General features: G+C 62.1%; 23 protein-coding genes and 3 pseudogenes. 15 read left to right on the top strand and 11 right to left on the bottom strand.

Translation table 11 applies throughout. The features are described 5' to 3' along the window. The first annotated feature begins 86 nt into the window (after positions 1-86). The 3 genes from nagB (at position 87) to ABIB51_RS21075 (ending at position 2,127) form a co-directional block, all read left to right on the top strand. Positions 87-872 carry a glucosamine-6-phosphate deaminase gene (nagB, locus tag ABIB51_RS21085; protein ID WP_354191304.1) on the top strand — a complete coding sequence of 262 codons (786 nt, stop codon included), beginning with the start codon at positions 87-89 and terminating at the stop codon, positions 870-872. Between the two features lie 389 nt (positions 873-1,261). Beyond that, on the top strand, positions 1,262-1,468 hold the full coding sequence (locus tag ABIB51_RS21080; protein WP_354191303.1) for a hypothetical protein: 207 nt from the start codon (positions 1,262-1,264) through the stop codon (positions 1,466-1,468). Between the two features lie 266 nt (positions 1,469-1,734). Continuing rightward, on the top strand, positions 1,735-2,127 hold the full coding sequence (locus ABIB51_RS21075; RefSeq protein ID WP_354191302.1) for a hypothetical protein: 393 nt from the start codon (positions 1,735-1,737) through the stop codon (positions 2,125-2,127). A 363-nt stretch (positions 2,128-2,490) separates the two neighbouring features. On the opposite strand, the gene ABIB51_RS21070 is transcribed toward ABIB51_RS21075, so the two are convergent. Next, on the bottom strand, positions 2,491-3,792 hold the full coding sequence (locus ABIB51_RS21070; RefSeq protein WP_354191301.1) for a PDDEXK nuclease domain-containing protein: 1,302 nt from the start codon (positions 3,790-3,792) through the stop codon (positions 2,491-2,493). A 255-nt stretch (positions 3,793-4,047) separates the two neighbouring features. On the opposite strand from ABIB51_RS21070, the gene ABIB51_RS21065 reads away from it, so the two are divergent. The 3 genes and pseudogenes from ABIB51_RS21065 (at position 4,048) to ABIB51_RS21055 (ending at position 6,079) form a co-directional block, all read left to right on the top strand. After that, positions 4,048-4,845 carry a helix-turn-helix transcriptional regulator gene (locus ABIB51_RS21065; protein ID WP_354191300.1) on the top strand — a complete coding sequence of 266 codons (798 nt, stop codon included), beginning with the start codon at positions 4,048-4,050 and terminating at the stop codon, positions 4,843-4,845. A gap of 306 nt (positions 4,846-5,151) precedes the next feature. Beyond that, positions 5,152-5,379 (top strand): annotated as a pseudogene (locus ABIB51_RS21060) (PDDEXK nuclease domain-containing protein); the annotation flags it as partial. 175 nt (positions 5,380-5,554) lie between these two features. Then, positions 5,555-6,079, top strand: coding sequence for a GNAT family N-acetyltransferase (locus ABIB51_RS21055; RefSeq protein ID WP_354191299.1), 525 nt, complete (start codon positions 5,555-5,557; stop codon positions 6,077-6,079). Between the two features lie 337 nt (positions 6,080-6,416). Here the strand turns inward: ABIB51_RS21055 and ABIB51_RS21050 are convergent, their stop codons facing one another. Then, positions 6,417-7,013, bottom strand: coding sequence for a helix-turn-helix domain-containing protein (locus ABIB51_RS21050; protein ID WP_354191298.1), 597 nt, complete (start codon positions 7,011-7,013; stop codon positions 6,417-6,419). A 76-nt stretch (positions 7,014-7,089) separates the two neighbouring features. Here ABIB51_RS21050 and ABIB51_RS21045 point away from each other — a divergent pair, with 76 nt between their 5' ends. The 3 genes and pseudogenes from ABIB51_RS21045 to ABIB51_RS21035 all read left to right on the top strand — a co-directional run. Beyond that, complete coding sequence (locus ABIB51_RS21045; protein WP_354191297.1) at positions 7,090-8,016, top strand: NAD(P)/FAD-dependent oxidoreductase; 927 nt, start codon at positions 7,090-7,092, stop codon at positions 8,014-8,016. Between the two features lie 72 nt (positions 8,017-8,088). Further along, positions 8,089-8,322 (top strand): putative antibiotic biosynthesis monooxygenase, encoded by a 234-nt coding sequence (locus tag ABIB51_RS21040; protein WP_354191296.1) that lies wholly within the window; start codon positions 8,089-8,091, stop codon positions 8,320-8,322. Between the two features lie 496 nt (positions 8,323-8,818). Continuing rightward, positions 8,819-8,959: pseudogene (locus tag ABIB51_RS21035) on the top strand (TetR/AcrR family transcriptional regulator C-terminal domain-containing protein); the annotation flags it as partial. Positions 8,960-9,350: 391 nt separating this feature from the next. Here the strand turns inward: ABIB51_RS21035 and ABIB51_RS21030 are convergent. The 5 genes and pseudogenes from ABIB51_RS21030 to ABIB51_RS21010 all read right to left on the bottom strand — a co-directional run bounded on the left by ABIB51_RS21030 (position 9,351) and on the right by ABIB51_RS21010 (position 15,954). After that, entirely contained in the window at positions 9,351-10,082 is a 732-nt protein-coding gene (locus ABIB51_RS21030) for a TetR/AcrR family transcriptional regulator (RefSeq protein ID WP_354191295.1), read from the bottom strand. A gap of 224 nt (positions 10,083-10,306) precedes the next feature. Next, positions 10,307-11,218 (bottom strand): NAD(P)-dependent alcohol dehydrogenase, encoded by a 912-nt coding sequence (locus ABIB51_RS21025; RefSeq protein WP_354191294.1) that lies wholly within the window; start codon positions 11,216-11,218, stop codon positions 10,307-10,309. A 33-nt stretch (positions 11,219-11,251) separates the two neighbouring features. Further along, positions 11,252-11,974, bottom strand: coding sequence for a DUF4386 domain-containing protein (locus ABIB51_RS21020; RefSeq protein ID WP_354191293.1), 723 nt, complete (start codon positions 11,972-11,974; stop codon positions 11,252-11,254). A 754-nt stretch (positions 11,975-12,728) separates the two neighbouring features. Beyond that, positions 12,729-13,903: pseudogene (locus ABIB51_RS21015) on the bottom strand (ParB/RepB/Spo0J family partition protein); the annotation flags it as partial. An 815-nt stretch (positions 13,904-14,718) separates the two neighbouring features. Further along, entirely contained in the window at positions 14,719-15,954 is a 1,236-nt protein-coding gene (locus ABIB51_RS21010) for an IS110 family RNA-guided transposase (protein ID WP_354191292.1), read from the bottom strand. Between the two features lie 341 nt (positions 15,955-16,295). Here ABIB51_RS21010 and ABIB51_RS21005 point away from each other — a divergent pair, with 341 nt between their 5' ends. The 3 genes from ABIB51_RS21005 (at position 16,296) to ABIB51_RS20995 (ending at position 18,979) form a co-directional block, all read left to right on the top strand. Continuing rightward, positions 16,296-16,838: an IS110 family transposase gene (locus ABIB51_RS21005; RefSeq protein ID WP_354191291.1), complete on the top strand. Its 543-nt coding sequence runs from the start codon at positions 16,296-16,298 to the stop codon at positions 16,836-16,838. A gap of 1,206 nt (positions 16,839-18,044) precedes the next feature. Then, positions 18,045-18,389: a hypothetical protein gene (locus ABIB51_RS21000; RefSeq protein WP_354191290.1), complete on the top strand. Its 345-nt coding sequence runs from the start codon at positions 18,045-18,047 to the stop codon at positions 18,387-18,389. A 266-nt stretch (positions 18,390-18,655) separates the two neighbouring features. Beyond that, positions 18,656-18,979, top strand: coding sequence for a histone-like nucleoid-structuring protein Lsr2 (locus ABIB51_RS20995; RefSeq protein ID WP_354191289.1), 324 nt, complete (start codon positions 18,656-18,658; stop codon positions 18,977-18,979). A 15-nt stretch (positions 18,980-18,994) separates the two neighbouring features. Here ABIB51_RS20995 and ABIB51_RS20990 read toward each other — a convergent pair whose 3' ends face one another. The 3 genes from ABIB51_RS20990 to ABIB51_RS20980 form a co-directional block, all read right to left on the bottom strand. Continuing rightward, positions 18,995-19,348 (bottom strand): hypothetical protein, encoded by a 354-nt coding sequence (locus ABIB51_RS20990; RefSeq protein WP_354191288.1) that lies wholly within the window; start codon positions 19,346-19,348, stop codon positions 18,995-18,997. A 138-nt stretch (positions 19,349-19,486) separates the two neighbouring features. After that, on the bottom strand, positions 19,487-19,642 hold the full coding sequence (locus tag ABIB51_RS20985) for a hypothetical protein (RefSeq protein WP_354191287.1): 156 nt from the start codon (positions 19,640-19,642) through the stop codon (positions 19,487-19,489). Between the two features lie 111 nt (positions 19,643-19,753). Beyond that, on the bottom strand, positions 19,754-20,065 hold the full coding sequence (locus ABIB51_RS20980; RefSeq protein WP_354191286.1) for a hypothetical protein: 312 nt from the start codon (positions 20,063-20,065) through the stop codon (positions 19,754-19,756). A gap of 388 nt (positions 20,066-20,453) precedes the next feature. Between ABIB51_RS20980 and ABIB51_RS20975 the strand changes: the two genes are divergently transcribed. Together ABIB51_RS20975 and ABIB51_RS20970 are read left to right on the top strand one after the other, a co-directional pair. Beyond that, complete coding sequence (locus ABIB51_RS20975) at positions 20,454-20,870, top strand: SRPBCC family protein (RefSeq protein ID WP_354191285.1); 417 nt, start codon at positions 20,454-20,456, stop codon at positions 20,868-20,870. Beyond that, positions 20,870-21,298 (top strand): MarR family winged helix-turn-helix transcriptional regulator, encoded by a 429-nt coding sequence (locus tag ABIB51_RS20970; RefSeq protein ID WP_354191284.1) that lies wholly within the window; start codon positions 20,870-20,872, stop codon positions 21,296-21,298. Before ABIB51_RS20975 ends, ABIB51_RS20970 begins: the two co-directional genes overlap by 1 nt. Positions 21,299-21,416: 118 nt before the next feature. Here the strand turns inward: ABIB51_RS20970 and ABIB51_RS23280 are convergent, their stop codons facing one another. Continuing rightward, a complete protein-coding gene (locus tag ABIB51_RS23280) occupies positions 21,417-21,791 on the bottom strand; it encodes an ATP-binding protein (RefSeq protein WP_502916189.1) in 375 nt (124 codons plus the stop codon). Positions 21,792-21,823: 32 nt separating this feature from the next. On the opposite strand from ABIB51_RS23280, the gene ABIB51_RS20960 reads away from it, so the two are divergent. Further along, on the top strand, positions 21,824-22,240 hold the full coding sequence (locus ABIB51_RS20960) for a VOC family protein (RefSeq protein ID WP_354191283.1): 417 nt from the start codon (positions 21,824-21,826) through the stop codon (positions 22,238-22,240). Positions 22,241-22,255 lie beyond the last annotated feature (15 nt).

Genomic DNA, 22,255 nt, shown 5'->3' with positions numbered 1-22,255 from the left:
GAAATTGCACTCCGCCTGCCGCGACCGGTACCCAGCCCGGCCTCCCATAATTCTGGACCACGTTCCCCTCTCGTATAGGAGAATAAATGGAAGTCATCATTGCCGAAACGCCGACTGACGTCGGACGGATCGCAGCCCAAATTATCGCCTCGATAGTCTCAGCAAAACCAGCGGCGGTGCTCGGTTTTGCTACCGGGTCCTCCCCTTCCGGGATTTACTCGGATCTCGCGGACATACGCCAAAGCGGCGACCTCGATCTGTCCAACGCAAGGGGCTTTGCACTGGATGAATACGTCGGCATCCCAACCAGCCACCCCGCCAGTTACGCTGCGGTTGTGCAGCGGGACATTGCCGCCCCGTTGGGGATGCGGCAGGGGAACATCACCGTGCCCGACGGCCGCCGCGCCGATCACGATAAGGGATGCCGGGATTTTGAAGAGGCCATGTCCCTGGCCGGCGGCATCGACATTCAGATCCTGGGCATCGGCACCAACGGCCACATCGGCTTCAACGAACCGACGTCCTCACTGGCGTCGCGGACAAGAATCAAGACACTCACCGTGCAAACGCGAACTGACAACGCCCGTTTTTTCGCCGGTGCCGATGAAGTACCCACGCACTGCATTACACAAGGTCTCGGGACCATTCTTGAGGCAAAACGCCTCCTGCTCGTTGCACAGGGCGGGCAAAAGGCACGGGCCATAGCCGCGGCCGGCGAAGGCCCAGTCTCCAGCATGTGGCCGGCCTCGGTCCTGCAGCTCCACCCTTGCGCCACCGTCATCGTGGACGAAGACGCCGCCCGCCATCTAGAACTCGCTGACTACTACCGCCATGCATTCCAGAACAAGCCGACACAGGCCGTGTCCACCTAGAGTCTCAGGTGCGTGGGGGAGACCATTTTGGGCCCCACTTTGAGGCCAAGGAGGACCGTCATAACGGCAAATATCGTCGCGCCTATTTTCCCGGGATCTCCTGCCGGCAGAACCCACCGCCCCGACCCCGGCGAGGGCACAGTGACGTTCCGCGGAGCTGCTTGCCAGCGGGGGGAGTGATTAGCTCCTCAAACCGTGGACTTCAAGCTTGGGGCATGAAGCGCGAGAGCGCAGCATAGGCTGACGACCATGAACGCAATTCAAGCAACCTCGAAAAAGGCGGACCATCGTACATACACGTCGATGACGACGGAGGGGGAAGCGGCCGTAGGCCGCATATCCATCCGTATGGGCCGCGTGGCTCGAACAGCACCTTGTGCACTTGTGGTGTGGAGCTGATCAACGGAGATGCCTCGGGAATCGGAGCTATCCTGACAGCCAACATGAGCGCTTCATCCTTGATTAAGCTTTCCAAAAAACTTCTGGCCGAATCCGAAACGGTCGTTCCCGAAGTCAAGGTAACCACCCTGGCCGCACTCACTGAGTCGAAAGCCGCCCTAGAGGGACGCAACAAAGGCATCCCCTTGCCACCGTAGGGGGTCGCTGGTTGAGGGTAAGACAGCTTTCTGGAGCCGCCGGGAGATCGAGGCCGCAAATCATAGTCCAGCGGACCTAGATGAGGTCGGGGCACGTTTATACAAGGCGATGGATGTTTGGGAGTGCTATCTGTCCATCAGTCCTGAGCGGCACTAATAGCCCGCCAGCCCAGCTTTACGTAATCACGGTTATCGGTGATTCCGGGTGTGATTTGAGATGTGTTTTATCCCTTGATTCGCTAAGCCTTTTCGTGGGACCATGAGCTATGACTGCAGCGACAGGCGCCCGTGGAGGGCTGAAGGCGCATCAGGATTCCATCCGGCTGGCCGATGACGTGCTGGTCCGGGATTTGCGGGACCTGCTGGGAGCGAAACTGGTCGCCTACATCGGCTCCGTGAAGGAAACGCGGGCCGTCCGGCAATGGGCTGACGGGGAACGGAAACCCTCCGCCGACGTGATGCTCCGGCTAAGGACCGCTTACCATGTGGCCGCCCTGCTCGCGGAGCGTGATTCCCGGGCCGTGGTGCAGGCCTGGTTCCAGGGCATGAACCCGCAGCTCGATGACGTTCCGCCTACGCGCCTGCTCCGCGAAGGCCAGCTGGACGACGCCGGCCCGCAGGTGCTAGCCGCGGCCCGCGCGTTCGCGGCCGCAGGCTGATCGGTGGTGGTGTTCCCGCCAGCATTTCGGGGGGAGCGCGGCCGCCAGTGCCTCCGGAGCCATGAGCGTCCCGGCAAGAAACAGTTCGGGAATGCTTCGAGCTTGGGCTCGGATGCTTTCCGAGACCGTCCTGTGCCATCCCCAAGCAAGGAACGGGAAACCCCGCCCGCCAACGCATAGGGTTCCCGGTCCCAAGATGCCCGGCCTGCCATTACGGACGTCTGTGATTCTGTTGGATGTCTGTTTCTGGGGACTGTTCGGATAGGCGGACACAGTGCCTCCGACGGTCATCTTGTCTAAGGTTTTCCCAGCCCCAACCCTGTGCCGGCACCTCATGCAGTAGCCCGCCTGGCACCGCGGATCTCAGGCCTCCTTGGTGCCCGTTCCGGCATCCGCGTCGGGTTCAGCCCATTCCAAGGCAGCGACAAGGTGTCCTTCATCGGGAAGGGCCTCTTTTTCGGCCGTGGGCAGGTTGTCATAGGTGTAGGCGGCGACGGCCATGGGTGAGGTCGCGCGTCCGAGGCTGTACCGGACGCTCCGGTCGTTCTTGCTGCCGCAGATCAGGATACCGATGGTCTCGTTATGGTGGTCCCGGCGGAGTACATCGTCGACCAAAGCGACGTAGAAGTTGAGCTTGCCGGCGTATTCGGGCTGGAACTTGCCGGTCTTGAGTTCGATGACGACATAGCGGGATTGTTCGATGTGGAAGAAGAGCAGGTCGACGTAGAAGTCGTCGCCGTCGACGTCGAAGTGGACCTGCCGCCCGACGAAGGCGAAACCGGGGCCCAGCTCGCGCAGCGTTTCGGTGATCCTGCCGGTCAAGGCGTTCTCGAGGTCGCGTTCGGCGACTTCCCCGGACAGGCCGAGGAACTCGAAGTTGTAGGGATCTTTGGCGACCTGTTGGGCGAGCTCCGAGTCGGGTGCAACGAGCTGATGCTTAAAATTTGAGGGGGCCGCAGCGGTGCGTTCCAGGGTTTTGCTCATGATCATGTTCATGAGGACGTTCCGTGACCACCCGTGCTCAACGGCGGCCGCGGCGTACCAGTCGCGTGCTTCCGGTTCCAGTCGTTTGTCCAGGATGGTGCGGATGTGGCCCCAGGGCAAATGTCCCACAGGCTGTGGGACATTTGCGAACGCAGGCCACGCTTCCGCGAAGCTGCGCATGTACTGCAGATTGGACCGCGACAGCCCGGTCATGTCCGGGAACTCTGCGCCCAGGTCCTCGGCTAGTCTGCTGATGACTCCGCTCCCCCAGCCGTCGATGGCCTGCCGTTCCAGGATCGTTTGCCCAATGGACCAGTACAGTTCGATCAACTGGGTGTTGACCGTCCGCAGCGCCCTGGGGCTGGCATCGTTCCAGCGACGCCCACCATCGCGGCGGATGCCGAATTTGGTCGCCACGAACGCCTGTTCGCGGCGTTTGTGGAGGGCGCGGCCGACAAGTTCCTCGTTGTGGCCGTTGCCGCACATGTCTGCGGTATCGAGCACGTTCACACCGCCATCAAGGGCGCTGTGGATGACCCGTATGGATTGGGTGTCGTCGGCGCGGCCGTAGAACTCGCTCATTCCCATGCATCCCAACCCCAGTGCACCGACTCGGTCGCCGACTAACCGGTGTCCCTGACTATGCTGATCTTGCGTATCGAAGGAAATTATCGATGTCATGACGCTCCTTTCGTCGACGGGACAAAATCAAGTTTGGTTCCAGATCTGCGGGGTAACCAGGACGCACGGTACCGGGAAGCGGCGTCCCTAGGTGTCCCACACCTAGGCAAAACGGTTGCTGATGCAGGAAGCGTGCTGAGACGATGGAGTCATGGCTAAGACTGAGATCAGCACTTTTCTGCGTTCACGTCGCGCCCGAGTACAGCCATCGGATCTAGGGTTGGCACCGGGGACCGGGGCTCGCCGACCACGGGATTGCGCCGTGAAGAGGTCGCCGTGATCGCCAGCATCAGTGTGGACAACTACACCCGTCTCGAGCAGGGGCGCGAATGCAACCCGAGCGAGGCGGTCCTTGAGGCATTGGCCAGGACGCTCGCTCTCGATGGGGAGGAACGCGAGCACCTTTTCCGGCTGGCCGCTCACTCTGGAAACCCCAGACGCACGGGGACGACTCCAACCCCCTCGCGCCAGGTCCGACCCGCCGTGCTCCAATTGCTCGACACCTTTGGCCGGTCCCCTGCCTACGTGCTCTCTAGAACTAACGACCTACTGGCGTCGAACCCCGCTGGCACGGCCCTACTTGCTGGTATCGATCAGTGGCCCGAACCACGACGTAACACCATCCGCTACATCTTCTTGCACCCGGCAGCCAGAACACTTTTCTCGGACTGGAACTCGATCGCGTACGGTGCGGTTGCCCATCTGCGGGCAATGGCGGGGATCGCACCGAACGACAGCGAGCTGACCAACCTCATCGAGGAATTGGACACCAAGAGCGAGGAATTCCCCCGAATGTGGAGACTGCACGATGTCCGAAGTCTCTCAACCGGAGACAAAGTCTTCGATCATCCCAAGGTTGGACGAATGGAACTGCAATACGAGGTCCTCGACATCTCCGGTACGCAGCATCGGTTGGTTGTGTACCAGGCCGCACCGGGCACGTCCGACTACGACTCGATGTCCCTACTGAACATGACCAACAGCCCTGCAGCGGCACCACCCGACGCGACTTCCCCAGCGATCTCGCGCCTGGAACACAAGAGACGGTCATAACCGCAGGCCTACCCTCACCGAATCTTGTCGAGCGAATATCACCCGAATCAAGCCGTTTGGCTTCCTCCCGATGAGTTCTCGTGGGCTATGACCATGGCTGTTGATGACATGGTTTCCCCAATTTAGGTGCTGAATTATTCGCCCAGTCTAGGCAGCGTTTGCTGCGCCAACTCAATTCCAGTACCGCGGGGCGTTATGCCAAGAACCCTTCAGCGACTGGCCGTCAACACGCCAGCGCGAACAGACTTCGGCATAACATCCAGCTGCGCATAACCCAGATTATGCGCAGCTGCTCATAACGCCGGCAAACTCAACTTCTATGTCGCCCTCGTCGACGACGTGCTGTGCCGGGACTATCACAACGAAACGGATGGCATTCTGATCTGCGGCACCAAGAACGACCGTAGCGTCCGTTATAGCCTGGGCCGCTCGACCTCGCCTATGGCCGTCGCGGCGTACACGTACGACAAGCTCCCTCCGGCTGAGCAAAAGGCACTCCCCGACGAAGGCCATCTTGTAGCCGCCCTGGAGTAGGCTGAACCGGGTGCCTGAACGCGACGGGCTCACACTGCTGCTTGCTGCCCAGGCCGACGACCTGGCGCTAGTTTCCGGCCCATGTTGGCGGGCGAAACTAGGAGGGCACGGACAGTTGCAGGGAGGATCTTACGAGTATCCACTTCTCTGAGGAGCCATCGCAAATCCACGGCCAATGAAGCGATCCGCTCAACTGGCTAACACCAACAACGAAATTAAGGAGATCGTCATGGCCGGAGGCCCCGTAGCCATCCGCAGAGCTCAACCTCGGGACGCAGAAGCTACTCTGACGCTGCTGAAGGGGTTGGCTGAACACGAGGACTCATCTCAACATGTACACCTAACACTGAAACAGTTGGAAGAATACCTACACCGCGATGACGTGATCATTTTCCTTGCCGAGGTTGATGGATCGCAGATTGGCTACTCCTCGGCTCTGCGCCGTACCTACTTTTGGGGAGGAAGCGAGATCATCGCACTCGACGACCTGTACGTCCGAGCGAGTCACCGAAATAAACGAGTCGGAGAACACCTTATGAAGGCAATGGCCGGTCAAGCCGCTCATGATGGTTTGACCGTTATGTGGGAAGTGACGCCAACGAACGTCGCTGGGCAGCGCTTCTATTCCAAATTGGGCGCCAAACTCTCCACGAAAGTCATCGCCACCTGGACTCCCGAACATTACGGATTCATAGTCTGAAGCCCGAAAAATCGCAGTCTGGATTTAGTGCTGTTTTATCAATACCTACTTTGCAGTCCATCCGTCGCTGTTTCTACCACCATGCGTCGGCCTGGAGGATCCGAGGTAGCCGGTGACGTAGTGGGCAAACAGGGTCCCGACGGATTGGAGGGTCGACGATCGGTTTGTCCATAGGGGTGTCCGGGTGGGCCGGAAGCTGATGCTCAGGCTTCTGCATCGACTGCAGGCCCGGCAGGCAAACGAAGACAACCCCTTTCCGGCTGACCGTTATGGATGAAACTGTCCCGTCAGATCTTAGACCGGCGGGGCAAAACAAGTCCTCTCCGGGCCGGCAGTGTTATTCCTGGCGTTGCTTATTGGCCTTCGCACGGACGTGCATTCTCTCGCCTTGGCCACCAAATACGCTGAGCACCTCTGCCTGCTGGTCTCCGGTGCTGCCAAACCAGTGGGGTACATGGGTATCAAATTCAGCTACTTCCCCGGGGCCGAGGACCAGGTCATGTTCTCCGAGAACAAGACGCATGCGGCCCGAAAGTACATAAAGCCATTCGTAGCCTTCGTGAGTCTTTAAAGTGGGCTGGGTTTTGGAAATAGGGATGACAATTTTCCACGCCAGCATGCCCCCTGGCTGACGGGTCAACGGTATAACCGTGCGCCCGTTGGCGTTCGCAGGTTTAAGGCGGATGCGAGGGTCACCAACGTCGGGTGCCCCTACCAGCTCATCCAACGGTACGCGATAGGCCTGCGCCAGAGGCAGGAGCAGTTCCAGGCTTGGGCGGCGCTGCCCCGTCTCCAATCTGGATAGCGTGCTTTTGGAAATTCCTGTCGCTGCCGCGAGAGATGTCAAAGTAATGCTTCGTTGTAGGCGGAGGCGCTTAAGGCGTACTCCTACTTCGTCGAGCGCCGCGGCGATAACTGAGGGTTGATCCTTCACAGGCTCATCAAACCGCTGTTTCCCGGAATCGGCAACATTTGTTGTCGTTGGAGTTATCCGCGGAGACCATGAAGCCATGGATTATGACGTATTAGTAGTAGGCGGCGGGGCCGCAGGATTGTCGGCTGCCTTGGTGTTGACCAGGGCCCGCCGCAAAGTCCTGGTAGCTGATGCGGGGTCACCGCGAAACGCACCAGCTTCACACATGCATGGGTTCCTGTCGCGTGACGGCTTACCGCCCGCGGAACTTCTGTCTCTGGGCCGGAAAGAGGTGGAGGGTTACGGAGGTGAAATCACTGCGGGCACCGTAACTGAGCTGGTCCCCGCCGGTAGTTCAGGATTCTGGGCGCTGTTGTCGGATGGTCGACGCGTTTCCACCCGCCATGTTCTCGTGGCAACAGGACTCAAAGATGAACTGCCTGACGTACCCGGCCTTGCCGACCGGTGGGCACGGGACGTTCTCCATTGCCCATACTGCCATGGCTATGAAGTTCGCGATCAGCAGCTGGGCGTCTTGGGAGGTTCACCCGAGACAGTCCGTTACGCACAGATAGTCCGTCAGTGGGCCAAGGATGTCGTGCTATTCGTGCCGGCCGGGTTCCTCACGACCCTGCAGCGTTCAGAACTGGTCGCCCGCTCCATCGGACTCGTCGAAGGTAATGTCAGCCGGATCCTGGTTGAAGATGATCATCTGCACGGTATCGAAATGGAAGACAACCGTGTCATCCTGCGGGACGCGCTGTTCGTGCCACCGCGCTTTGTACCGAACAACGATCTCCTTGTCGGCCTCGGCTGCGACATCGACGAAACCGGCTGGGCCGTGAAAGACGGCACAGGCCGGACCGCTGTGCAGGGTGTGTGGATAGCGGGAAACGTAGCGAATCCTCGCGCCCAGGTGATCACCGCAGCCGGTGAAGGATCCGCTGCCGCAATAGCCATTAACGCCGAGCTCGTCGGCCTGGACATCCGGAGCGCCGTGAAGGCCTTCAACATGGGCTTTTGACCCAACTCCTTCTCCACCTAATACACACCCAAACATTAACCAAAGAATTGAGCGAACATGTCCAATGCCCCAGTGACCACCCGCCCTACACCGCCGACAAAACACCAGCTTGCGCTGATGATTTGGCTCGCCGTATTCCCGACACTGACAGTTATCAACCTCGCGTTCGGAGATTTGTTGGCCCTTCTGCACCCGGTCCTCCGCACCTTCGTGCTCGCCACGGCAGCTGTCCCAATCGTCATCTACGGGATCATGCCGCATCTGCACCGGATACGCGCCCGACTACTGAACCGGACCACAAGCTAAAACACTTCCGCTCCGGACGACCTACGCCTCGAGCCAAGGTGCCCGCACCACGGTCTGCATCCATCCTAAAAAGGACGACAGGCGACTTTTTCTCCGTCGAATAGAAAAGATTAGGAACCCAATGGATTTGCCTGCTGGCCAACCAGTCAGGCCAGTCCCCGCCGCAGGAGGATCCCTTGGCGACGCCGCAGGCCCGCTGGCACCGGCGGGGCCGGGGGGCAACGGCCACCCGGCCCCGAACCACCCTTCTAAAAAGAAACGTGACAAAGCAGTAGGAGGAGTGAGAAGTCGAAATTCAGGAAGCACAACTAAATGGCAGCATTTTTGCTGCATGCCTCGTGGGAGTTGCAGGTATCGCGCTACTCCTGGTCGCCGGTTTTCGCGCCATCGCGCACTAACCCAACTATCCGCCCGGTCACGGTTCGGCTATCGGACACCGTCCCGACGGCTTCTTGCATCTGGGACAAGCCAAGATGCCCGGTGAAGGATCGGTTTGATGGAGTCGCGGCGGCGTCCCGGGCCGGCGAACCTGCGACACCATGACGCGGTCATCGGCAAGCTACGCGCGGCCGGCTTCGACATCGCAATGGTGGCACACGCTTATTCCCTCCTGGACGGCTACATTTACGGCTTTGCCCTGACCAAGATGAACGTGCCCTTCGAGAACCCAGCAGAAATAGGTGCGATGGCCCAGGACATGTTCGAACCGTTCCAGCGAACGACTACCCGAACCTGGCAGAGTTCGTCAGGACCACGTTTTGATACCCGGCTACGCCTACGCAGAGGAATTCGAGTACGGCCTCGAGCTGATCCTGAACGCACTGGAAGTGGCGCTCCAGGCAGATTAACCAAGCCATGCCCTCTTGAGAGAGCTTTCAACAAGTGGTCTTTTGACGTGGTGAGCGAAAGATGGGCTGCTGGGTATACGGACCAGGGCCCTGCAGGTGCGGTGCTGCGGCTATTGGTGGTGCGGGGCCCTTGGCTGGTGGAGCCGTCCGCTTTGTCTCCGCGCGTACCCACACCTGCAGCTACCTGTTGCTTCGCTGCCCGGGCCTTGATGTCCAGCCCTGCCGGTGCAGCCGCTCGAACCCGTCGAGGAGCAGGTCAAGGGCGAACTCAAACTCGAATTGGTCGTCGCAGCCATGCCCGACGACTGAACCGTCGTCGTGGGCAGCCGATGCGGCGATGGTGGCAATGTTCGGGTAGAGCTCGGCCATCCGCCGCAGCATCACAGTCTGGGCTTCCGGTGGGACCGCGGCTTGCTTGGCCGCAGTCGGCATGGCGGGGTCGTCGAAGAGCTCCTGTGTGAATCCCCACATGCGTCCGCCAAGGGCGTGCATGACGTGATGGGTGAGATCGGTTGAGAAGCCGCCGGCAAGGAACATGGCGATGAAGGAATCCATGTACGCGAGGACGGCAGGGGTTTTGGTGGTGCGCGTCTCGATGGCCCGGCGCGCCCACGGGTGCTGCTGCAGCGCATGCCGCGCCGATAGTACCCTCAGCCGGACAGCGTCTTTCCAGTCCGCGCCGATTTCGGGAGGGTCTATCCCGGCGATGATGATTTCCACCATTCCGTCGAGGAGTTCCTCTTTGTTGGAAACGTGTTTGTAGAGCGCCATCGGCACTACCTCAAGCTCTTGGGCGAGCCTGCGCATGCTGAACGAATCAATGCCGCCCTCGTCGGCCAAGGAGACGCCAGCCCGCAGGACACGGTCCCGGTTGAGGCGGACACGGCGGCCCATGTCGAGCTTTTCCGTCACTTCCCGCACCCTTTCTGTCATTCGCCAACGGCCTATTGGCGGGAGTACAGCGTACACGTTACCGTCCTTTGCCCGAGGTAACCCCGTACACCGCCATCATCGAGGAGGAACGGCGACCCTTCAAGGATCATCACCAGAGAACAGCACCCTGTTCGAGCCGGTTGGGGAGTTTATCCATCGGGGATATCGGGGTGCAAAGCGAACGCCGGGGTCGAGGCGCGGGGTTAGCGCGCCGCCAATTCAGCGGGCCGATTGGCGGCGATCCGCACCATGTTGCCGCGCTTTCGCCCGGCGGCCACATAGCGGTGTGCCTCCGCGGCGTCGGCCAGGTCATATGTGCCACCGATGACGGGCCGGTACTGGCCGGACTCCGCGACGCCGACGACGAAGGCTAGGTTCTCTGTCGCCGTGATCGTGCCCACGCTTGTGGTGATGAGCTTTCCGCTCCTGCGGCTTCGGATGGAGGCGAGTGCGATGACCTTGAGATCGGAGGTGACCGGCAGCAGTGCCCAGCCAGGCTTCAATGAACGCTCGACCCGCTCGAAGCCCGCGGTGCCTGCGCAGTCGACGATCACGTCGTACTCGACTCCTTCGGCGGTGAAACTGCGGCGTGTGTAGTCGATGACCCGGTCCGCCCCGAGCGATCTGACGAGCGCCGCGTTGCCACCGCTGCACACAGCTACGCCCAAGTGTTTCGCCAGTTGCACCGCCGCCGCGCCGACCGCACCGGATGATCCGCTAACGAGCACCGAGTCGCGCGGGTTGATAGACACCCTATTTAGGAAGCAGCGCGCGGTGGCGCCGCCGAAAACGAGCGTGACGGCCTCTTCGCGCACACATACGTACTCGGCGTGACCACTGAACTGCGACCCGAGCATCGCGGCCACCTCATGGCCCGGAGCGCATTGGGTAACGCCAGCACCCACCGACTCGACTACGTTGGCGACATCCATTCCTAGGATCGGTTGGCGCGGCCGGAAGAATCCGAAGGCGAGGGATGTGAGCATTCCGAGGCCAGCCGTTACGTCGCGGCTGCGTGCACGGTAATCGGCCGTGCTGACGGTGCTCGCGTGCACTTTCCCCAGTACCTCGTTACGGGCGGGCGCGGGCATCGGTACCTCGGTCACCTCAACCACTTCCGGCGGTCCGAAGCGCCGGACTGTCGGCCCTCATCGCGCGGCTGCGGCGACGTCGGTACGGGCAGCAGGAGCGGTGAGGATACTCACCGGGCGGAATCCCTTGACGATGAGCCATACGGCGAGGGTTAGCTCCCACGCGAATACGGGGAGGGCGACGACGAGGCCGAGGTTGGACATCTGCTCATAGACGCCGAACATCACGGCGATCGCGGAGATGAGGACCAGTACGCCGCCTACCAGCCCGAGAACGGCGATCGCGCGGGGCACCAGACGGGATGAGTACATCAGGGAGGCCAGGAGCAGGGAGGCGGCGCCGAGGGCGAAGTTGGGTCCGAACAGGAACGTCCAGTCGTGCAGGGCCACAAGCGAGGAGCCGATGGTGGAGAGCGTGGCCGAGTCGGCGTCTGGTGTTCCGGCGAATTGCCGGCGAAGCGTGACGATGGACAGCAGGCTGAGGATTCCAACGAGGATGACCGCTGCCTCCAGCACACGGGCCGCGACAAAGGCAAGCGCGACCCCCTCGTTCTGCCGCTTCAGGATCGGATACAGCGCAACGGCGGTGCCGACGGCGGCGATCACCAAAAGCAGTTCGAAGAGTGCGCCGAGGAGGATCGTGTCGTCCGCGCCGGCGCTGGTGATGTAATCGGCGCCGCTCAAAATCGGAGTGTAGAGAGCGGCTCCCGCGATTGCGCCCACCTCAGTGAGCAGGAACAGCACTCCGGTAACGACGGCGGTTGGTCTGAACAGGTCCATTATGACTCCCAAGAGATGGGGTGTACAACGTACACCTTCTATGGAGAAGGTAAGGTGTACGCCGTACTCCTGTCAAGCCGTCCCGCAGATGACAGGCACAGTGAGGTGTCGAAACGGAACCCGGCGGTGGCTGAACTGCGGGCGGACATGTCGATTCGCCCTCGCCCGGCCGACGGGATCGGCATCAATGCGCTCAGGATGCGCAGGCTCGTTCACAGGCTAGCCCGGGGTTTTCATCAGTGTTTGGGCTGACGGGTGTGTTTAAGAGACGAAAAGGTGCTCTGACAAGGGAAAATAGGGGTGTCTACGCCGTTATTTCCGTGTCTTGAAGGAGCACCTTTTCGATGCACCAGCCTACCAAGGTCTTCCCGTCCGTCCCGGTCACTTTCACCGGCCAGTCGCTGGTCTCCCATGCCGGTGCCAGGATCCTGACGTCATTCATCGACGCTCCCTAGAATCCAAGCATCTGTGCCGGCCCTTCCTGGTTTTTCCCTCTGCAAAGGAAATCTGTGGTTCAGCTTAGCTGAACGGTTTGTGGTGCTGCCGCGGCCTGGTACCTCGTTGTTCCTGGTCCCGCGGGTGGTGGTGTGCCGGTCGCGTTGTCGCGGTTAATGGCGGTCCGGCGCTGGTGAGTGGCTGCTGCGGTTCGCCCCGGGCGGCGGACCGCCCGACGTGCGGCAGGTTCCGTGCCCTACGAATGGGTGGGCCGGGCGGCTGTATTGGGGGATCAGCCGCCCGGCCCACTTCAAATTATTTTGGCGGTGTGGTCCCGCAACGGGTTCCAGCCCCACCGGTCTGTGTCCGCCCCGGTCCTGGCTCCGATCATTTCAGTGGCGACTTTGCCGTCGTAGCCGCTGGCGGTTTCGGGGTCGTGGGTGATGGCGTGGACAGTGAAGTACTGCCAGCCCTTCGGCGCGGTCTTGCGGGAAAGCAGCGCCTTCACAAACTCACGCCTGACCTTGGTAGCGGATTCCATCTCGCGATTATTGGCTATCAGGGCCTTCCGCTCGGCTTTCTGTTCCTCGGTCATCGGGCCTTTCCGGGCCTGGGTGCCCCCGTCGTAGCGTTCGTACTTCGGGGTGAAGCCCAGGTCCTTCCACCCGGTGATGACGGGCTTCGCGTTGTGCTGGCCCCGGTAGTCGGTGCTGATCATGTAGGCGTTGGCATCCTCGTCGGTGGCCGGTTCCCCGTCGGCCCGTTTGGCGGCTGAGACATACAGGTTCTCTTCGTTGGCGTAGTGTCCGGCGTCCTCCACGATGGTCGCCCCTTGGGCTTCCAGTTCCTCGATCAGTGCGGCGAGGGCGGCGGCGCTGTCGCGGCGGTCGCGCAGCAGCTGCGCGACGTGCAGGAGCTGATCGGGTTCGTCCGCGATGACGGACTCTAATTCCTCGGTCGCGTCCTGGTTCCCTTCAAACTCGGCCATGATCAGGGCTTCATCGATGGTGTATCCCTTGCCCAGGGCGACGGCTCCGGCGTTCGAGGATTTGGCTTTCAAGGCCCCTTCCACCGTGGTCTTCGTGCGCCCGGTCTTCTTGGCGATCGCGGCGGCGGAGACGCCGATCAGCGACAGCTGGTGGTAGGCGTCCGCTTCTGTCAGTTCGGCGCGTGGTAGGCGTCCGCTTCGGTCAGTTCGGCGCGCTGGATGTTCTCCACGACCTGCGTGACGATGCGCTCGGCTTCCTCGGGGGACTCGATGATCATCACCGGGATGCTGGTGCGCCCGGCTTCGACGGCGGCGCGGGTGCGGCGCTGTCCCATCAGGACATGCACGCCTCCGTCGTCCTTGCGGTGGGCAATCACGGGTTCCATCACGCAATGTTCCTTGATGCTGGCGATGAAGTCAGCTGTCAGGGCGGCGTCTTTGCGGACGTTGATGTCCACGGTCAGGGTGGCCGGGTCGAGCAGTTCGAGGGTGGGTGTGGTGTTCATGGTGTTGCTCCTTTTGCAGAGGATTCCCGTGGGTGGGGCGGCTCAGGTGACCGGCCAGCTTCCCCTCTTCCCCCGTTGATGCTCCTATAGTCGTCAAATCGGACTTCGAGCGAGGGTGGGGGCTTCAAGGTTCCCCGCGGACCGCTCGGGTTTGGAGGTCATAGGGCAGCTCGGCACACACCTTATGAGCGGGCCAGCGGCGTCACCACCCAGATGTACCCCGGAACTCCTTTTTCCTCGGCGACACCGCCGAGAGCGAAACTACCGATGCCCCCCGCCGCGCTCATCGAGTTGGCCATCGAACTCTTCCCCCTGCAGCAACTCACCCCGTAGAGAGCCGGCGCTTGTGACCTGCCCTTATGCTAAGGAAGAGCCGTGTAAGACAGGACCTTGAGGAGGGCGCCATGGACGACCTGCCATCCGCCCTTGCCACAATGTTTACTTGGCTCGGTGACGGGGCAGTGGCCTTTGCGGCCAGGTGGTTTCGCCGTCTACGCCGCAAATGAGCGCGCCTCGATCTCAAAGAGGCCATCGGCAGGCGAGAGAACCTGGTGACGACTGAACTCTTGTTCAGGGCAGGATGAGTACTTGATGCTCAGTTTCGCTAGCCAAGCTCAGAGCGGTGGTGCGCAAACAGGCGAGGGTGAGGTCTACGGCTTCCGCCGTTCGGCCCGTGCTGTGAGGTGCAAACCGACGTCGATAACATCGAAGGCGGCGACTTCGATGTGGCCCTGGAGATAGCCGGAGAAGTCCACAAGCAAGTCTTGGCACTCTCGGCGGCACGCCCATGAGCGGGCATCTCTCTGTCCTAACTTTTAGCCCTGTCGAATCGGGATTTGGGCTGTTTGCTCCGTCAGCCATTGGCGGTAGCTTGTGGCGAGGGCGTCGTTACGGGCAAGGCCTCGTTCCAGACTGGAAATTTTGGAAGGCCAATGTCCGAGCGCGCGGGCTGCGGTCGTGATGGTGAACCCGAGCGTGGTGCGCATCTGACGCAGGTCGGCGTTGCTTGGTGCCGGCTGGGGGTTGGTGATCTGGGGGTGGAGTTCCCGGGCTGCGTAGCGTTTGAGGCACCTCATGATTTCCCGTTTGCTCTTGCCCTCCGCGGTGCGCTTGGCCACGTAGTCCTTGGTCCGCTGGCACGAGCCCATACGCACCAGTACCACCTGATGCAGGGCACGGTTGGCATTGCGGTCACCGCCTCTGCTGAGCCGGTGACGGGTCGTTTTTCCCGAGGACGCGGGTATGGGCGCGACCCCGACGAGGGCGGCGAACTGGGCCTCATTCCCGAGACGGTCCGGATTGTCCCCAACGGTGACCATGAGCTGGCTGGCGACTTCCGTTCCCACACCTGGAAGGTCACAGAGCATCGGCGCGTAGGTATCAAGGATTTCCCGGAGCGCGGCGTCCGCGGCAGCTATTTCTGCCGCGAGGGACTGGCAACGGGTGGCCAGGGCCTTCAACGCCAGCAGACACACGTACTCAGGGTCAGCAAGATGGCCCGAAGGTCTGGAGCGCTGCAGGGCCGTGATCATCGCCGAGGTTCCCAGCCCCCGGTATTTCGCCCGGAGGTTGTCCGAAGCCGACACGAGAAGACCCTTGATCTGATTGATTGCCGCGGTGCGGGCCTTCACTGCCGAGGTGCGCCCGGCACGCAGGATACGCAGGCATTCCACGGGACCATCCTTGGCCTTCGGGATCGATTTGGCCCGGCCGTCGAGTACCGATTGAGCGGCCTGGTAGGCGTCCAACGGATCGGATTTGCCCTTCAGCCGGCGCGCGGCCCGGTTCGGGCGGTTCACCTCCAGCACACACAGACCTTCACCACGCAGGGTCCTGGCGATTTCGGCCCCGTAAGAACCTGTCCCTTCGACCCCTACTGCGGCGACAGGGCCGTAGCTGGTAATGAACTCCACGATCTTCCGATACCCGGAACCCACGGCCAGGAATTCCTTATCCGCAAGGGGCTTGCCGTATTCGTTGATGACAGCCACATGGTGCGTGTCGGCATGGGTGTCGATACCTGCGATGACTTTAGTTGTTTCGTTTGCCAAGATGGAAAGGTGCCCCTCAGTCGCGTGATCAATGGCTGATTGATTGGGGGCACGGGCCAGGTGGGCAGACAAAACGGTAATGGGACTGGTCGAATCAGGCTCCTGACTTGTTCAATGGGTAGTGGGATGCCGCAGGATCTGCAGTCTTGTAGTGTCCAGGGTGTCTGCCGGCACAGGTCCGCAAGCTCCTTGCCGCCGGGTCCGTCCCTGCTGGCTCACTGATAGCGTGCCGCGCCGCTGACACCCGCCCGGGGCGTGGCTCGACAGAGGCATGCAAAGACTTCAAGTCAGGGTGCCCGCCACGGGTGAACCATCACAGACGTCGGCGTAAGGACCCGGACATGATCGTCATCGGCATCGACCCCCACAAATCCTCCATCACCGCAGCAGCCATCGATCCCTCGGGCAACCAGCTTGCGGTGCGGCGCTTCGTCGTCAACTCCGGCACCACCCGGCAGCTGCTCGGCTGGGCCGCGCAATGGCCCGAGCGCAGATTCGCCATTGAGGGCGCCAACGGGCTGGGCCGGGGAACCGCCCAGATCCTCGTCGCGCACGAAGAGCACGTAGTGGATGTTCCCTCCACACTGGCCATGAAAGTCAGGGTCCTCTCCACCGGCGGCGGCCGGAAGAGCGACCCGGCAGACGCCTTCGCGGTCGCCGTAACAGCCCTGCGGCAGGTGAACCTGCGCCCCGTCGCAGCCGAAGACCAGACCACGATTCTGCGCCTGCTGGCCGAACGACGCGACGATCTGGGCCACGAACGCGCCCGGCTGCTAAACCGCCTGCACCGGCTCCTGCGCGAGCTCATCCCAGGCGGCGTCGAACCCGGCCTGAGCGCCACCAAGGCCGGCGCCGCGCTGCGCAGGGTCCGGCCTAGGCCGTAGCTTTGCGAGATGACTACAAGACATTGCGGAGCCTGCAACAGTGACATCGATCTGACGCTGGGTCCGCATATTCACGACCCGAAGTACTGTCCGGAGTGCGAGCTGTCTCTTCCTGCGGCGCAGTTTCCCGTGTGGCACTCCAGCGTCGACGGCAGGCGCAGCAAATGCGAGAAGTGTCTGGATGGGAAACCATCGAAGAAGCCCCAGCGCTCCGTCTCTCGCGAGATGCAGTTCGAGGAAGAATCGGCTCTACTCAGACAGCACAACTATCGGTGGGTCCGGCGTCGGTCAAGACCTGGCACGGTCGGCAGCGAGTGGGACCTATTCACTCCTGACGGAACGGAGATATCCAAAGATGAAGCCCTGGCTCAGATCCGGAGGATTGACCCGTTCGATCCTCCGTGGTGAAGGCAGCGGAGCCCGAAGGTCTGCCCATGAGCACGTCCGTCGGGAATTCACCGCGGCGGAACCGGATCGGCTGTCATGGGGTCGCTTCAGAAAACGGAAAAAATCGTACGGCAGGTTTTGCGGATCGTCGTAGTGGCCTGTATTTGCCGGGTTTGATGTGGTTGGTGCGGGGCGTCGCCGGCCCGTCTGGGGTGCGGAAAGACTTCCAGACGGGGGACTCCTTTGGGGTAGAAACCGATCAGTCATTGACAGTCAACGTCCGCCTTGGGCTGCCGCTACGGGCAGCCCGGGCTTGTTTATTGTCGGGACCGGATACCTGTCTGCGCAGATGGGGTCTGTCGTCCTTCATCGTTATGACCCAACTGTTGACTGCCGGGTGCTCTGGTCGGAAACTGGGCACAGGCACCAGGAGGCGCGATGTGGGGACATTGACTTGGATAATCGTCCTGCTCGTTCCGTCGCTGGCCTTTTTCTTGTACCTGATCTTCGAAAATATTCGTATCACTCTCCCGACGTAAGGCGTTGGGGCTCCCTCCGCTAGGAATCACCCCCCGTCGCTTTAAGATCCCCCGGCGCAGGACAGTAGCCACAGATGGTGGGCATGAATCCTGGAACGCCGGCCTTCACCGGCTGACGGATCAGGAACGCTCTTCGTTCAAATGACGGTGGCTTAGCGTGCTGATCAGGCAGCCAAAACTACGCTGGGAGTGTCCGGACTTCCGGGCAGCGGGCGTGGTCCGGTTGCTGCCGGGGGTGTGCAGGGCCGCTGTGCGGACTGCCTTCGGCTACAGTACCGGCATGAGCGTGGAAAAACCTGCCTTGCCTGACGTGCACGTCATCCTGGAGCACATGGTCCAGACCCTGGCCACAGGCACGGAACGGATCCAGCAGCGTCTGGCGGATGCGTACGCTTTCAGCCGTTTCGGCGCTGAGATGACGCAGGGGGATCTTCCGCCGGGGATCCATTCCCTGCAGCTTGATCTGCGGGCAGCACTTTCGACGGTGCACGACGCGGAGCGGGGCAGCGCAACCGCCAGCGGCGCCTTGCTCACCGATGACCAGTGCGTCATTTTCGCCCTGAGGATCCTCACCGCGGAACGCGAGATGCGGAAGCTTCCCAACGAAAATCCGAAACGGCACTAGCCCGCACGACCGTCCATCAGCTACAGGCACCGCCTGATGGCGACGCAGGCAAAGAGGGCAGCGGGCGGGCGTGCCGTTCCCGGGATCCAACGGCAGCGACGCCGGCGCCTGAATCCGTCGCCGATAGGTCTTCCGCGGCGCCAACGGCAGACGCTGCCCGGGATCCGCGAGGAAGCAAAGGCAGGTATCCCGCGAATTCATGATCGGTCGTGGGGACCGCGGGGAGTACGGCGCTTCTGCCGGTCTGAACGCTGCACCCTCTTGGGATGGCAGTCAGACGAATTACGGTGTTGGTGGACGATGTTGACGGCTCGCCCGCGGTTGAAACAGTGACGTTCGCCATGGACGGCAGCACCTATGAAATCGACCTCAATGAGGCTCACACCACGCAATTGCGCGATGCTTTGCGCCGTTACGTGGAAGCCGCCCGCAGGACAATAAAGTCCCGGGGCAAGGTCCGTCCGGCGGATCAGGGAAGGGGAGGAAAATCCACCCAGGTCCGTGCCTGGGCCAAAGAACAGGGACTGCCCGTCAGCGACCGTGGCAGCATCCCGGCAAACGTGCTGGAAAAACACGTAGCGGCCCACTGACAGACCACCCGGAATCTATGTGGTGCCTGCCTGCATGTTGCGGGCGGCAATGGGGTCCAGGAACTGCGGTGTTCCCGACCCGGTGGGGTTTTGGCCGGCCGGCCCGGTGTTGTTGTTGTGGTTGATGAGGCCGTCGATCTGGTGCAGGATCCATTCCCGTACGGCCTGCTCTTCCTCCCAGGATTCGACGTACGTCCAGCGGGCGGAGATTTCATCTCGGAGTTCGGGCAGTGTCTGGCGTTGGACGCCGCGGCGGAACTGATCGGTGATGGATTCGCGCGCCTGGCGGCGCTGTTCGTCGTTCCATTGTTCCGGAGGAACGATGGAGCCGGATTCGTCGCGGATGACCGCGCGGGGACGTTGGTTCATCGGGAGCACCTGGATCAGCATCCTTCCCTTGCCGGGTTTGTGTGGTCGTGCCGGTTCCAGTATGGCTGCTCACTCCTGGAACCGAATCGGCGGCCATCCCGGTGAAGCCGTCACCCCTTGGACGCTTCGCCCCGGCGTTCAGGACCCGCCGTTGCCCCGGCGCCGGTAAGCGAAATACGCCAGCGAGCCCGCCGCGGCGAGAAACAGAAAGCCGGCCAGAATCGCCGAGACGACATCCGGCCCGGACAGCAGCACGGCGACGCCTCCGGCCAGACACGCCGGGGGAAGGAGCACAGCCGCGATCCAGAACCAGGGGCCCTGCCGGCGCGGCCCGGACCGGCCGCCCCCGGGCCCGGTCACCGGTCCCCCGGCCGGCCCGGGAACCGGCCCGGTGCCGTGGGGCGTTTACGCATCCGACCCGCCCGCCCCCCAGAGCCGGCGCCACAGGTCGCGTTTGCTCCGCGCCAGGGCATTGATGACATCCTGCCCGGACCCGGCAGCCTCCGCCACGCCCAGAACCCGGCCGATCTCACGCCACGGTGTTCCGGCGGCAACAGCCCCCTGGATCGCCTCACCCAAGGCCTTGTCCGCGGCCGTTGAGGCACGGCAGCATTCACGCAGATCCTCCACCGGATCCTGCCCCCGGCGTCCCCGCCGCCGCAGGTGCATCCGGGCCCCAAGTCGTGACGGACGGACCAGCTGACGGTGTGTGAACATCCCTGCCCCCTCTCCCCGGGGTCCCTCCACCTTCAGGCTAAGCCGAGCGGATGAACCGCACCAGTGGCCCAAAGGCTTCCGTGGGTGAGAATGTCAATCTGAATTGAGCCCACTCTGGTGGGAAATCGCAGCTTGACTTGAGCCCACATGGGCGCGCTGCTTAGTTGTCCACTCTCGAAATCCTTCGGGGGTTATGGCAGTGATGGGCGTGGCACCTGCCGGGCGGGAGGATGTGTGGGCGATGCCGCCGAGCTCGGGTGCGTGGGGATGGGGCCTCCTCGGTAGTTCGGGTGGACGATCGTGTCTCTGCAGGTGAGGCAAGCAGCATTGGACAGAATAGTCTCTGTGTAGATAATCTCTGTATAGATTATCCAGAAGGAGGCCACTCATGTGGGAATACGAGAACAGCATCGAGACCAGCGCCACGCCCGAGGCGATCTGGCGACTCTGGGCCGATGTTGAGAATTGGGGCGCCTGGAACGCCGAGATCGAGAAGATCGAGATCAGCGGCCCGTTCGCGGCAGGCACACAGATCGCGATGACGCCCCCGGGGGACGATCCAATACTCCTGCTCATCGCCGAGGCGGTCGAAGACAAACTGTTCGTCGACGAGGCCCGCTTCAACGGCCTCCAGCTGCGCACCACCCACCGGATCGACAGGATCGATCAGGACCGGATCCGGGTGGTGTACCGGCTGGAGATCACCGGTACCGGCGCCGACGAAGCCGGCCCGAAGATTGGTCCGGGAATCACCGCCGACTGGCCCGACACGATGACTGCGCTGGTAAGGCTGGCTCGGGGCTGATGCCCCTCAGCCCCGGCGGCAGCCCCGGATTCCTGCTCTGGCACGCCACGCTGCGCTGGCAGCGCGACATCGCCACGGCTCTGGCCCCGCTCGGTCTCACCCATGTGCAGTTCGTGTTGCTCGCCTGCGCCTGGTGGCTCAACACCCAGGGTGAGCATCCAAACCAGCTGGCCCTGGCCCGCCAAGCCGGCACCGACGTCAAGATGACCTCCCAGGTCTTACGAACGCTGGAAGGCAAAGGACTCATCGAGCGTGAAGTCGACCCGGTCGACACCCGCGCCAAACGGCTGCACGTCACCGAGGCCGGAGCCGACTTGGCGCCACGCGCAATTGCCGCCGTTGAGCTCGCCGATGCGCAGTTCTTCCGGCCGGTGCCCCTCAACGACGCGGCAACAATGCTGAGTCGCCTGGCCTATCCCGAAACCTGAAACGCAGTCACCGACAACCGCGCGGGCGACCACCTGGACGATTTACTGGCCAGACTCTACCGATACACACCCGCCGACCGATCAGAAGAATCCTTCAAATGACTTCTGTATCCAACTTCTAAGCGTCGGTGAGTTGTTGGTTTTTGGTGAGGGCGAGGCGGTAGGAGTCGGTGCCTGTTTCGATGATGGTGGCTTTGAACGTGAGGCGGTCAACGATCGCTGCGCAAAGGCGTGGGTCGGTGCAGGTCTTGGTCCAGCCACTGAAGGATTCGTTGGTCGCGATGGCCACGGATGCCTTTTCCTCGCGTTCGGTGAGGACTAGGAAAAGTATTTCGCCGCCGCCTAGACCACCGCCCTGACACCCGGCCAAGTCACCACGCACTACAACGCCGGCCGCTGACGCCGTGGTAACGGCCTCCGTCATAGCCGCACCCTGACCATGATGCGGAGGCCCCGGGTCTTCCCCTGCCTGCCGCCTCTGATCAATAATCACACCGTAGACCCGACGAACGAGGAGCCTGACTCATGACCACCCGCCTCAACCCCTACCTTGGATTCCGCGACACGGCCCGGCAAGCGATGGACTTTTACCAGACAGTGTTCGGAGGCGAGCTGACCCGGAGCACCTTCGGTGAGTACAACGCCAGTGACGCACCCTCCGAACAGGACAAAATCATGCACTCCACGCTGACCAGCGACAGCGGACTCGTGCTCATGGCATCCGACACCCCGAACAACATGGACTACAGGCCCGGCAACAACTACTCGGTCTCCCTCAGCGGCGATGACGACGCCGAACTCCGCCGCTACTGGGACAAACTCACCGAGGAAGGTACGGTCACCATGCCGCTCGAACCCGCGCCATGGGGCGACACCTTCGGCATGTGCACCGACCAATTCGGCGTCAACTGGCTCGTGAACATCGGCCCCTCCCAGCCTTAAGCCGGCCAGCAACGG

Origin of the sequence: Arthrobacter sp. UYCu712, assembly GCF_040547005.1 — a bacterium.
In the GTDB taxonomy this organism is placed as follows: Bacteria; Actinomycetota; Actinomycetes; order Actinomycetales; family Micrococcaceae; genus Arthrobacter.
The sequence above is the reverse complement of the archived record's forward strand: the minus strand, read 5'-3'. Positions and strand labels throughout refer to the sequence as shown.

Excerpts from the sequence above, each read along its gene's own strand:
- nagB (WP_354191304.1), top strand. The coding sequence starts at position 87 with ATGGAAGTCATCATTGCCGAAACGCCGACTGACGTCGGACGGATCGCA.
- ABIB51_RS21075 (WP_354191302.1), top strand. The coding sequence starts at position 1,735 with ATGACTGCAGCGACAGGCGCCCGTGGAGGGCTGAAGGCGCATCAGGAT.
- ABIB51_RS21070 (WP_354191301.1), bottom strand. The coding sequence starts at position 3,792 with ATGACATCGATAATTTCCTTCGATACGCAAGATCAGCATAGTCAGGGA.
- ABIB51_RS21055 (WP_354191299.1), top strand. The coding sequence starts at position 5,555 with ATGAAGCGATCCGCTCAACTGGCTAACACCAACAACGAAATTAAGGAG.
- ABIB51_RS21045 (WP_354191297.1), top strand. The coding sequence starts at position 7,090 with ATGGATTATGACGTATTAGTAGTAGGCGGCGGGGCCGCAGGATTGTCG.
- ABIB51_RS21020 (WP_354191293.1), bottom strand. The coding sequence starts at position 11,974 with ATGGACCTGTTCAGACCAACCGCCGTCGTTACCGGAGTGCTGTTCCTG.
- ABIB51_RS21005 (WP_354191291.1), top strand. The coding sequence starts at position 16,296 with ATGATCGTCATCGGCATCGACCCCCACAAATCCTCCATCACCGCAGCA.
- ABIB51_RS21000 (WP_354191290.1), top strand. The coding sequence starts at position 18,045 with ATGAGCGTGGAAAAACCTGCCTTGCCTGACGTGCACGTCATCCTGGAG.
- ABIB51_RS20995 (WP_354191289.1), top strand. The coding sequence starts at position 18,656 with ATGGCAGTCAGACGAATTACGGTGTTGGTGGACGATGTTGACGGCTCG.
- ABIB51_RS20990 (WP_354191288.1), bottom strand. The coding sequence starts at position 19,348 with ATGAACCAACGTCCCCGCGCGGTCATCCGCGACGAATCCGGCTCCATC.
- ABIB51_RS20980 (WP_354191286.1), bottom strand. The coding sequence starts at position 20,065 with ATGTTCACACACCGTCAGCTGGTCCGTCCGTCACGACTTGGGGCCCGG.
- ABIB51_RS20975 (WP_354191285.1), top strand. The coding sequence starts at position 20,454 with ATGTGGGAATACGAGAACAGCATCGAGACCAGCGCCACGCCCGAGGCG.
- ABIB51_RS20970 (WP_354191284.1), top strand. The coding sequence starts at position 20,870 with ATGCCCCTCAGCCCCGGCGGCAGCCCCGGATTCCTGCTCTGGCACGCC.
- ABIB51_RS20960 (WP_354191283.1), top strand. The coding sequence starts at position 21,824 with ATGACCACCCGCCTCAACCCCTACCTTGGATTCCGCGACACGGCCCGG.